Source organism: Skermanella sp. (assembly GCF_059503625.1).
This window is the reverse complement of record NZ_JCACHA010000050.1, coordinates 24,923-36,442: the sequence shown is the minus strand read 5'-3', so window position 1 is coordinate 36,442 and position 11,520 is coordinate 24,923. Positions and strand designations below refer to the sequence as shown.

At 60.5% G+C, this 11,520-nt stretch carries 9 protein-coding genes and 1 pseudogene; 3 read left to right on the top strand and 7 right to left on the bottom strand.

All coding sequences use genetic code 11. The annotated features are described in order from the left end of the window. Window positions 1-1,061: terminase TerL endonuclease subunit (locus tag AC5JJ6_RS01340; protein WP_496040312.1), on the top strand; the 1,061-nt coding region annotated here is incomplete at its 5' end. Between the two features lie 245 nt (window positions 1,062-1,306). Then, window positions 1,307-1,783 (top strand): hypothetical protein, encoded by a 477-nt coding sequence (locus tag AC5JJ6_RS01335; RefSeq protein WP_496040311.1) that lies wholly within the window; start codon window positions 1,307-1,309, stop codon window positions 1,781-1,783. A gap of 1,293 nt (window positions 1,784-3,076) precedes the next feature. Here the strand turns inward: AC5JJ6_RS01335 and AC5JJ6_RS01330 are convergent. Next, window positions 3,077-3,598 (bottom strand): hypothetical protein, encoded by a 522-nt coding sequence (locus AC5JJ6_RS01330; RefSeq protein WP_496040310.1) that lies wholly within the window; start codon window positions 3,596-3,598, stop codon window positions 3,077-3,079. After that, window positions 3,553-4,497 carry a hypothetical protein gene (locus AC5JJ6_RS01325; RefSeq protein ID WP_496040309.1) on the bottom strand — a complete coding sequence of 315 codons (945 nt, stop codon included), beginning with the start codon at window positions 4,495-4,497 and terminating at the stop codon, window positions 3,553-3,555. Before AC5JJ6_RS01325 ends, AC5JJ6_RS01330 begins: the two co-directional genes overlap by 46 nt. 524 nt (window positions 4,498-5,021) lie before the next feature. Here AC5JJ6_RS01325 and AC5JJ6_RS01320 point away from each other — a divergent pair. Further along, window positions 5,022-6,395, top strand: a complete 1,374-nt coding sequence (locus AC5JJ6_RS01320) for a hypothetical protein (RefSeq protein ID WP_496040308.1) — start codon at window positions 5,022-5,024, stop codon at window positions 6,393-6,395. Between the two features lie 333 nt (window positions 6,396-6,728). Here AC5JJ6_RS01320 and AC5JJ6_RS01315 read toward each other — a convergent pair whose 3' ends face one another. From AC5JJ6_RS01315 to AC5JJ6_RS01295, 5 genes and pseudogenes are all read right to left on the bottom strand, one after another. After that, complete coding sequence (locus tag AC5JJ6_RS01315; RefSeq protein WP_496040307.1) at window positions 6,729-7,604, bottom strand: hypothetical protein; 876 nt, start codon at window positions 7,602-7,604, stop codon at window positions 6,729-6,731. A 409-nt stretch (window positions 7,605-8,013) separates the two neighbouring features. Continuing rightward, window positions 8,014-9,306 (bottom strand): ScoMcrA-related endonuclease, encoded by a 1,293-nt coding sequence (locus AC5JJ6_RS01310; RefSeq protein WP_496040306.1) that lies wholly within the window; start codon window positions 9,304-9,306, stop codon window positions 8,014-8,016. A 34-nt stretch (window positions 9,307-9,340) separates the two neighbouring features. Further along, window positions 9,341-9,529 carry a hypothetical protein gene (locus AC5JJ6_RS01305; RefSeq protein ID WP_496040305.1) on the bottom strand — a complete coding sequence of 63 codons (189 nt, stop codon included), beginning with the start codon at window positions 9,527-9,529 and terminating at the stop codon, window positions 9,341-9,343. Window positions 9,530-9,535: 6 nt separating this feature from the next. Continuing rightward, window positions 9,536-10,144: an IS3 family transposase gene (locus tag AC5JJ6_RS01300; protein ID WP_496040313.1), complete on the bottom strand. Its 609-nt coding sequence runs from the start codon at window positions 10,142-10,144 to the stop codon at window positions 9,536-9,538. 42 nt (window positions 10,145-10,186) lie between these two features. Next, window positions 10,187-11,496: pseudogene (locus AC5JJ6_RS01295) on the bottom strand (IS3 family transposase). Window positions 11,497-11,520: the final 24 nt, after the last annotated feature.

Below are 11,520 nucleotides of genomic sequence, written 5' to 3'. Positions count from 1 at the left end.
CGCACAAGACCTCCGAGGTCTATGACGTGCTGCTGACGGCCATGGGCAAGCGGCGGCATCCACTCCTGTTGTCCATCAGCACCGCGACCGGCAACACCACCGGTATCGGCAAGCAGCTCTGGGACTATGGCGTGCGGGTGCTGGAGGGTGCGCAGGAGGACGAGCGGCTGTTCACGTTGATCTATGCCGCCGACCCCGAGGACGACCCCTGGGACGAGGCGACCTGGATCAAGGCGAACCCGAGCTGGGGCCAAGCGGTGCAGCCGGACGCCATCCGCGCCATCATGCGGCAGGCCCGGAACAACCTGGCACAGGAGACCGCCGCTCGGACGCGGCACTTGAACATCTGGTCCGGTGCCGACGAGGCGCTGTTCTCCATGCGCGCTTGGCAGGCATGCCACAGCCCCGACCTGCGGCTGGAGGAGTTCGATGGGCAGGAGTGCCATCTCGGCCTCGACCTCGCCAGCCGCACCGACTTGGCGGCGCTGGCCCTGGTGTTCCCGCAGACCTGCCGCGACACCGGCAAGACGACCTATGCCGCCTTCGCCCGCTGCTACCTAAACGAGGAGGCGGTGCTGGAGGCGCGCAATGCCGCCTACCCGGGCTGGGCGGCAGCGGAGCACCTTGTGCTGACACCGGGCAATGAAACCGACTTCCAAGCGATCGAGGACGACATCTTGGAGCTGAGCCGGCGCTTTCGGATCGTCAGCGTCGGCTACGATCCTTGGCAGTCGACGCAGCTGGCGCAGCGGCTACGGGCGCAGGACATCGAGATGGTCGAGTTCCGCTCGACCACCGCCAACTTCTCACCGGCGATCATCGAGCTCGACGCCGCCATGCGCTCCGGCCGCCTCCAGCATGACGGCAACCCGGTACTCGAGTGGTGCATCGGCAATGTGGTCGGCAAGCCCGATCGCCGGGGCAACCTGTACCCGACCAAGGCGCGGCCGGAGCAGAAGATCGACGCGGCCGTCGCGCTCATCATGGCGATCGGACGCTCGATGACCGAGCCGGAGCAGTTCACCAGCATCTTTGAGCGAGCGGAGTTGTGGCCGGCGTGAGTAACACACTTACACGAATGGGTGATGAAATAGCCTTCGTTAGATATTCCATGCAGGGAGCGCTGAAATGCCAATAAGCTTGGGGCATATTCCCCTTCAATCTGCGAGCGAGGGAAGAGCGGATGCGAAACCTTCTGTTTGCTTCGACTCTAGCCGTTGGCCTCAGCTGTATCGGTACTTCGTTTGGGATAAGCCAAACAACACAGTCTAGTGGATGGCAGTTTCGTTGCCCCCTGCCTGGAGCCGTGGTTGAGCTTTCCGGCGGCGGTAGCATTACATTCCGCGGCAAAGACGCGAGTGACTCACTCATTTGCTTGACTGGTAACGATAGTCGCAGATTTTTGAACTACTGGTTTACCGACACCGATCTTGTCAGAAATGGCCGCCGAGAAATAGGAAGCTTGTTTCCTGCTACACCAGGAAAGGAAATCATTTACCAGTATGCGACATTCGATCCGCGCACGCATGTCAGCGTCACCATCCGTGCTTCTTGGCGGATTGCAAATACAGGATCGGTGCAAGTTCCAGCTGGGACGTTTGATGCGATAAAAATAGAGCATGCAAGAGAAACAGTCGGAGGAAACTGGCGCCACAGAGAAGCACTTTGGCTTGATCGTATTACTGGTGTACCCATCAAAGCCGAAGTCGATTTCGCCGGCGGCGTAGCGCTTGGTGGCCAACGCAGTTGGGAAGCTACAAAAGTTCGCATGCCCTCGAGCTAATTCCGACTAGTTCAATTAACGTGAACTTAGCGGCTCTGTAAGTCGGTTGGGAAGTACGACTTTGTCGCCAATCGCGTACAAAAAGCAGCGCCCATCACGGCCTTGTCGCTCCGGATCTTCATTGCACATACGGAGAGCTTGATCTTCTGCTGCGCGCTGACTTGACGAGTCAACTGCAACGAACACTCGGCCCCAAGCATGAAGTGCCATAGCTTTGAAGCCTTGCTCGTTCCGGTACGTAGTGACCTCCGGAGCGCGTCGCCGCGCCGCCGTCAATATAGGGATTAACTCAGGGTCGTATGACCCGTTGTGATGAATGCGCGGCATATCTCTGCGCGGTAAACCTGCTCCGGGTCGGGCCACTCGAATGGTGTCATCGACTGCTAAAACTGAGCACGGACTATTGTAGTTGAGTTGGCATCCCTCAAGTGTTGTGGTTTCTAAATCTGCCATATTCGTAAAATTGTCCCGACGCCACGTTCCAGGACGGTCAGCATTAAAGGCTAGCAACTTATTTTTGTTCGCCGATAGATAGCGGGTGACAACAGCCTGTGCAGATGACGGCTGCATGGACGACAGGGCCGCTAATAGACGCTCTGTCGTCAGCGGCTCAGTTGACGGTTCACTGGGCGCACTCGGCTCATTCGGCACGGACTTTGGTGACTGGGCTACTGTAGGTCTCGTCGTAGACGGAGTAACCGTCGGACGCGTTAACTGAGCAAGCCGGTTTCTCGCTAGCGCCGCGAACTCGCCGTTAGGATATCTTTCTAAATAGGCCCGGAAATCGGCTGGGTCACGGCTGTTTCGTATGCTGTCCCAGAACAAAGGCTCACTGTTTACCGCTACCGTTCGGATGGGATCTTCGGGTGCGGCTTCAGTTACAATGACTGCTACCCGGACGGAGACAGCGACGCTTGACTTCGCAAACGCCTGGCCAGAACAAATCTGGGAGCTGAAAAGAACCACAAAACCAAGCAGGCGTGAGCCTACTTGCGACTTTCTGATTAAAGAGGGCATCGCATCACCTAGCGTTGCTCGATCTAACTCCCGTCCTAAGATCATTGCTCATCAGCGGAGCCATGGAGATCACGAACATGTAGGTATGTGCTTATTTGCAACCTACTATCGTTCATAGACTGTGTGAGATCTTTGTGGCTCTACCGAAAGTCGGCACTAGTGCTATTGGCGTCGACTTGGTGAGTCATCGCATCGGCAAAGCTGCTTGGCAGATGGAGCGACAGGACTTGTAAGAGAAAGGCCGGCCGCGAGCTTGGCGATGCTGTGTGGCGGCAGCTAGCCCGCCTCCATGATGCGATACACGGTGTAGCTGCCCTTGGCGCCCTCTTTGCTCAGGGCCGACCTGCCATTGCCCCCGCAGCCTCGGCCGCGCTGCGCTCGCTGTTCGAGAGTCACGCGGCGGTCGCCCTCGACATTGCCACGAGAGACGTCACCGCGCTCGTAGGCCGTTACCCACCAGCGCAGACCGTCGCATAGAGAGCAAGTCTGCCGATTTGGGCCGACCGCGAGCCAGGCATGGTCGCAGGCGGGATCGCCGCGCCGATGGGATGTTCGCCAGTACCCGTCGACGTCATGTAGCCGTGGCGGCTGGCGATGCACGACGCTCCGCACGACGGCGGTGACTGCGGCCCGCCGCCTCAGGCGCAACTTCAGGACCCGGCTCTCAAGATACGGCAAACTGCGTGCGCCGACAGAGCGGCGGTTGCCCGCCCGTTGCGTAGCCGAGCCATCGACGATCTCGGGGTTCGCCATCATTGCGAGCACGGCAACAAGAAAGCCGAAGGTGCTCGAGTACATGTTGGTGAACTCGGCGATGTTGGCGAGGATGTCGCTCGCTCGGGGCCACGCTGCCCCTGGATCTGGCGCCAAGTCTCGCCCCCGTAGTAGGCGAAGCGGTGACTTGCATGCGCGCAGACGCGGCGCGCTGCGGCAAAGCGAGCGTCGAGTTCCTCGCGTGTGATGTTGAGGCGCTCCATCGCAGCTTCGGAAAGTATCAGTCGCCCCTCCGCGTCGTAGCGGAATCGGTGCTCCTGATAGCCGCCCACGTCCCGGGTAGCGTCAAAGAATTCCGGATCACCCCTGATCATCTCGGCCAGCGAGCCGATCATGGCGGGGCCGAGCAGCTTATTCGATAAGACTGTGTGCGAGTTGCAGATTCGGTCCGCCAGCGCGACCTCGTCGGCGAAGGCTTCTGACGGCAGAGGGCTTTCGGTGTCGCAAACAAAGCCAAAGGGAAGTGGCACGAAGCCGTAGGTGATCTCGCTCCTCCAGTCCCGCATGACATCGCGCACGATCAGGTCAACGGTGAAGCGACTTAGCGAACCGGCGACCGAGGACAGGAAGGCGCCAATCATAACTGGTGGACCGTCACTCACGGCTAGGATGCCGTCCTCGCGCGGCGGCGCGAAGCCCGTCCCCTCCGCCGCGGCTCTGTTGCTCCATTCGAGCCAGATCGTCGGCGCGGGCAGGCGAATGCTCGGCAGCAACCGCTCCAGGACCTGTGGGTGGCTGACGGCAAGGCCGCCGGCCGCGCGCGCGACCTCGTCGTCGATCATGTAGCGCCGAGCCCCGAGCAGGCGAGCCTGCTCACGCTTCCCCGCTGGGCCAGGCAGCATGGCCCCTAGCGGCATAGCCGCCTTCCCTCGGGTTAAGGCTTCCGAGAGGCTGTCCGCGACGCTGCCATTGACCAGGCTCATGCCGTCGCACCTTTGCAGACTGGAGAGATAGATGGGCGCCTTCCGGGTGAACTGTCTAGCAACGGCGCCACGGCCGCGATCACACCAGTGATAGGTGTTTTGGCCCATTTTCGCTGCTTGACGGTTACGATGAACAAGAACTCCAATGTTTTACAACCTAGCCCTGCAGTCTCATTGGGCCTGACGGCGTATAAAGCTTAGGAGGAGCCCGCAAGCACGTTGGATGGAGTTTGAGCGCGGGGTTAACTGTCCACCTTTCCAACCATTCTCCGCTGGTAGCCCCCGCGTATCCAGTACGTTTTGTTAACTATTTCGTTGTTGCTCTTTCATATTTCTCGTACTGATGCAAGGGTGTGGTTTGGGCGCCTTCGGCGCAGTGCAATAGCTATTTGGCGGCCCTATGTGAAAGCTTTGCGAGGAGACTTCTCACTGGTCCCATTCAATTGGGAAGCGCCGCGTGCAATCGCCCACGTGGCGAGGCACGCCAGCTTTTGCTGCACTTCCAGCTCGTACCGATATTCGTAATGCCCTCGGAGGTTTTTGAAATCATGGAGGCGCTACTCCGTAGACATACCTTGGCGTTCGGGACGCTTTGCGTCTTGTTGTTGAGCGGCGGTGTGTCCTCTGCGCAGATGGTAGCCGTTCCGCCCCTCGGCGGTGCTGATAACACCGGTGGACCGCAGCACCAGGAAGCCGGGCAGCGGCGGACCGTTGAAGCGCAGGGATCAGGCTCTACCGAAGTGGAGGCTCGCGCTTCTGCTGTCCGCGCGGCACTTGAGCAGGTAGCGGGTGTCTACCTCTTGTCTAGCCGCAGTCCCGAGTTGCGAGTGCGGGGATCACAGGTCCGCGACGCATTTGAGGAGCGGGTGGGAGCACGCCCGAACGCCTTCGTCGAGCGTGTGACCACCTTGGGTACGTGGCAGGACAAAGACCAAATCAATGTCCTAATTCGGGCGGACGTGGTGGTGACCCGGCTTGTCGAGGCGATGCGCGAAGCTCGCCTTCCTCTGATTCCCATCGACCCGATTGGCGTGGCGGCGGCGCTGAGCACGCAAGCCGATCGCGACGCGTCCGCACGGCAGCTTCTCGCGCAGTATCTGGCAGACCTGCCGAGGAACGTCGATGTACAGCTTGGGCGCCTGCAGACTGCGGCGCTCTCAACGAATCCGGACTTCGCTACGATCACCGCTCCGGTGACCTTCCGGGTCAAGCCCGACTACATCGCCCGCGGGCACGCACTGATGCGGGATGCTCCGGAGGAGTTTGAGACTGGCAGAGTCCCGGGCCGCAACGCTTCGTTGGCAGTCTGCGCCCCCCGCTTCGAGACGGCCCGTGTCCAATTCGGGATGCAGAGTACTGTATCTTGTCGCGGTGTCGGCACTTCGCGGGAACTGCTCGCCGGCATGCAGATTGAGAACAAGGACGCTTTTCTGCTCGGCGACGGCAGGTGGCGCCTCGCCAGCCCGAACGTCACGTCCCTTTTCCCAGGAGCGAACACGAACGGCGGAGTCTTCTTGAAACTCCACCTAATCGACGGCTCCGGAGGTTTGGTCGCGGCGGGGTCCACGAGGCTGCAGATCAGTTGCATGCAGCCCGTGTTCCAGGGGCAGATCGCCCACATGAGTGACTGGGAGCGGCTGTACTTCGAAGGAGAGCGCCGTCAGGGCAAGGAGGTGTTTGTGAACATCTTCGGCGCCGCAGACCGCAACACCGATCGGCGCTCGCAGAGCGCAGGTCCCGCCCCTGCCACCTGTAACTACTCATACGGCGAGTTCCTTGGCCGTTTCGTAGGCAACCCGCGGGCTCCTGATGAACAGCGTCTGTTTCATGCTGTCGTGCCGCGCACGGCGGTCGAGCAGACAGCTAACTTGCGCCTCTCCGTGTCGTGGACGCCGTGACGGACGGCCGGACCCGCGACGCTAGGGGGGATTCCGTTCGACTTGGCTCACGGAACGCGCTCTAACCTGTTGTTTGATTAAGCAAATTACTCTGATCAGGTGATTTCACCTGATCAGAGGTTGCTTTGGGCAGCGCTGCAATGTGAGCCTTTGCTTAATCGACGCAGCGCTAAAACAGAGGCCTTAAATGACATGGCGAGCCGCAGCCGGCACCGCGATAAATCTCGTCTTCACTGCGTAGGATGCAGTTGCGCTAGTCGCAGCGGCCTTCGGCCTTTGTGGTGTACCAGTTTGGGGCATCCCAGCCACACAATGAGTTTCTGGGTTGTGACGCTATGTTGGAAAGCGATGGATGAACAATCTTTGGTTACCCACCACTCTAGTTTCGAAGGACGGTATGGTGATGCTTTGCCCCCTCGGTGTCCTCAACAACATCATTGTTGGTTTCAAGTCATTTAGGTAACCGTTCGATTCAGCGATGATCATTGTCGTGCCCGGAAAATCGACAAGCGACATGATCTCCCTTGAATTTAGCTCTGCGCGAATGGTTTTATTGTAAGAAGCCAAGAGAAAGCGCCTGCTTCGCACGTCGAAGCGAAGCGACAGGGACTTTGTCGGTGAGTAGTTATCGGGTGACAGGTTTAGATCTAAATCACCCGATCTCGGGCACAAAAAACAACCGCTCCGGATAAAATTTTCTGCATCTTCAGATTTCCTAAAGAAGTAAGCATGCAGCGGGATAATTACTGCTCTTCCCTCCGGGTAATCCTCCCATCCGAGCTGCACCGGCGTAACATCGCCATGATGCCTGCGCTCCAAGCTTAGGACTTTCTCAACATCATGTTGTTTTATCCTGCAGAATTCCCGGTATCGAATGGAAGCACAATCGATTTCGAATTCAACATCGATGATGGGATTTTCGATCGGCTGCAATACTCTTGCTAGCTCAAAGATGGTGCGCTCTGTTCGATTTAGCACAACAAGCATTTCCCGTTGGACTCGGTCATTCCTGGCTGTAGTTTCACTATTCTCTCTGAACTGACCGACAATGCTCAAAGCCGCCAAGACGACGGTGAGCAGCATCAAACAGCGTCCCCAGATCGTAATTTTTCCTGAAATCTTGTTTTTCGGCTCCCAAAAAATAGCCGCCACGGCAAAACCGGCGGAGAGGAGGAGCGATATCTCTTTCCAATATTCTAAAACGCTCATTTGTGTATTCTCGTTGCAAGAGTTCATGAATGATGACGATGGGATTTGAAACTAGCGGGCAGACACTGTACTCGACAGCTCGACTTGCCGGATTGGGAATACAAACGCTGCAGGGCGGGGTCCGCCGTGGCAAGCTCGCCGTGCATGCGGACCGTGGGAGAATGACCTCATTATTGTTGGAAGGTGCTCCCGTGCTGAGCAGCAGCGCACAAGCTGTGGCAAGGTGCAGGCACCAGGCCGCATTGTACAACCTTACGACACTCGGCGGCGCACGAACTGGCACTAAAATTGTGCTAATGACCTAATCCAGGGCATGCTAATGCAAGTGTTCGAAGCAGTATGAACACAAGGCAAAGATCGCACAATTTTCCCTTTGAACTTGATCCGCACAACTAGCTTTGGCAGCCCGTCAGCGTCCGAACCAAGTGCTTCGGTGATGAGCCAGGAAGCGTTGCTCCGCCGGTGTCAGATCTGCTCGCAACGAGCACGGTAGCCCAAGCCGCGCGCGATCTGTCGCTGGAAGGTCGGTGGATATCAGCATAGTGCCGTCACCCTCGAATGAGATAAGGCCAGCGTCGAAGAGCGCATCGAGATGTGCAGCAAGCAAGAGACCATTGCTTGGGTCAAGTCGGTCAGCATTCGTCGCTCCTCGCCAAGGGCGAATATGAGACGCGCGAAGTACCTGCGGCGCCAAAACCCCGGTGACGGCGCACGCGCCTTTCCAACGACGCATCAGACCTGCACGGAACTGCCCTTGGCCGCGGCGCGCCTGCACGAGAGCCAGTCGGGTTGTCTCAGGGATCGTCGCATCGGACCGGATTGCAGCGACGTCAGCCTCGACTTCATCCGCCATCGTACCGGCCGAAACGGGTACTGTATTCGCGCTTGCCCATAGTGCCGACAAGGCGTCTGCCTCATCCGGCTTCAGGAGGAAGTTCGTACCGGTACGCCCGGTCAAAACCTGCATCTTGGCCAACACAGGGTGTGCTGCGGCGATATCGCGCTGAATCAAGTCAGTCCCATCTGCGACACGCAGGAGCCGCAGCTTGACGCGGTTTTGCGGCAGCATCGCGTCAGGGGTTCCGCTTTTTCTGACCCAAAAGGATTCGGCGGCAGCGTCGTCTCGCTGGACGCTGGGTAGTTCCATTATCTCGGCTTCGCCGATGACGCCGCTGTCGGTTCTGGACCCGCTGCCAATGGCTCGCCAGAAGAAAACCCTATCACCGATGTCCATATCGGCAGCTTTCTGCCGCACGAGCCACAGCAGGTAAGCCGGTCGTGTCACTAGATACTGTGTAATGTCGAATGCATTTGGGTTTGCCTGGAATATCCACGTCTTTGGATGAGCAACACTAGGCACCGTGCCAGTTGCATCGTGACCACCGTCGACTGCTTCGTCGCTGGCCTGTGCTGGATCCTCAACGACGGAGAAGCCTAGCCCTTCCAGTTTACTTCGAACAGTCGCGTCCCCGCCGGAGAATTCCTCGGCACGAAGCCAACCGGCTCCTCCAGTATGCTGCAAGCCCCAAGCAACACCCGCAATTGCCTTTGAGTCGTACCGCTTTCCGTTGACGATCAGCCAGAACCGGCGGGCGGGCCGGAAGCCGTGGCGACGCAGGAACTCGACGCGCCCAAGCTCATCAAATTGCGCTAATGCTTGGCGTACAGCAGCGGGATCGGTGAGTTCGTCAAGAGAAGGCATTGCGTTTATCTCCGAAGTCGTATGGCGATGGCATTTAGCCAGAGTTCTGCTGATCGACCCCTATGGACTTTCCCCCACGGAGTGGAGGGGTGAGATCAGAGCGCCATGCGGCTGAGCGCATGGTGATCCTTTCCATGCTGGCCCGCGCCTCGACCGGGGTGCGGTAGCCGACGCCCGAGCGCAAACGCTGCCGGTTGTAGAAGACTTCGATGTACTCGAACACCGCCGCCTACGCCTCCTCACGGGTGCGGAAACGGACTTGGTGGACGTGCTCAGTTTTGTGCGAAGCGAAGAAGCTCTCCATCGGCGCGTTATTGAGGTAGTTGCCGCGGCGGCTCATGGATTGCGTGATGCCGTGCCGCTCCAGCACCGCCCGGTAGGGCTCGGACGCGTATTGCACACCGCGGTCGCCGTGGTGGACCAGTCCAGGTGGCGGGCGATGCCGCTGGATGGCCATGACCAGGGCGCCGATGCACAGCTCGGCCCTGAGGTGGTCGGCCATGGCCCAGCCGACAATCTCACGCGTGGCCATGTCTTTGATCGCAGCCGGATACAGGAAGCCGTCGCCGGTTGGAATGTACGAGATGTCGGCCAGCCAGACCTGGTCCGGCCTCTCCGCGGTGAAGTTCCGTGCCAGTAGGTTGGGTGCGATCGGCGGCTCGTGGCGGCTGTCCGTGGTGCGGGGTGTGCGGCGGCGGCCCCGGCGAGCCGAGAGCCTCATCTCGCGCATCAACCGCTCAACGCGTCGGCGCGAATGCCGCAGCCCTTCCCGGCGCAGTTCGGCATGAACCCGAGGCGAGCCGTAGACCCGCCGGCGGGCGGCGAAGATGCGGCCGATCCGTGTAGTGCGCCCGGATGCTGAGACAGTTGGCTGCGTTAATCAGGCGGCCAAAGGTAAAGCGGCCTGCGGGCATTGAGCAAAGCGGCGTTGCTCGGCGCGGATTTGGTTTGGGGTGCGGTAGCCGTGCCGGGCGACGAGCCAAGTGGCGTGGTAGTGGGCCACGAAATCCTGCAGCCCGCACCGCAGCTGTTCGATGGTGTCGAAGGTATGCACCCAGAGGAAGTTCTCCTTCAGGGTGCGGATAAAGCGCTCGGCGACGCCGTTGCCCTCGGGCTGGCGGACGAAAGAGGGCGAGCTCTCGATACCGAGGAAGGCGATCTCGTCCTGGAAGTCGCCCGACATGTAGTTGGAGCCGTGGTCGTGGCGGAGGGACAGCCCCCTGGCCATGTCCTTTTTGATGGCACCGAAGTGGCGCAGCACGCCCTGGCGCACCGGCTCCAGCGCCTCGAAGCGGTTGCCGGAGCGCGCGGCATGATTGCCGACGCACTCGCCGGAGCAGTGGTCGACGGCCACGAACACCTGGGCCCGGCCTTCTCTGACGGTCACCGTCTCGGTCATGTCAGTGCCCCACATGGCATCCACCGAGGTGGTGGTGATGGTGCCGTCATGGGCGCGCTGCTCGGGACTGCCAATCCGGTGTGGCGCGAGCAGGTCGTGCTGGCCCATGAGACGCTGGACCCGCCGGGCCGAGGTGCGGATGCCGGCATGGCGCAGCCGGGCCCAGATCTTGCGGTAGCCCTCGCCATGCAGGCGTGAGCCAGGGATCTGAGCGCGGATGTGCTCGAGTAACACGGCATCGGCGCAGGTGCCGACTGGGCCCCGGCGTGTCGGACCGGCCGGTGCCGCGGGGTCGGGTACCACGCGATGGCGGTAGACCGTGGCACGGAAGAGCCGCCAGACCCGGGCGACCTTGGCCAGGCCATAGGCGCGCCTCGTGGCCGGAGAGATGGCCCGGCTCACCGCCGCGACCTCCGGCGGCCCAAAGGCCGGCCGCCCTCCAGGACCGCAATTTTCTGCTCCAGCAGCTCGTTGGCCATGGTGACCTCGCCGAGCTTGGCCTTAAGCCGGAGCAACTCCTCGTCGCGGCTGCAGCGCTCGCGCTCCTTCATCGCCGCCTCTGCCGCGACCAGGGCACGGTCACGCCATTCACTCAGACGGGCGACGGTGACGTTGAGCTCGCGGGCCACGGTCTCCAGCGGCTCACCGCGCAGCAGCCGGGTGACCGCGGCCAGCTTGCGCCGGGCAGAGTTGCGACGCTCCGGCCCGGCCGCACTCGAGGGGACCCCGGCGTCAGTGTTCTGGGCACCCGCCGGCGCCCCCTCGGGCTTGTCGTTGTGGTTCTGGTCCATCGGTCTGACCTCCGGTTGCGGTGA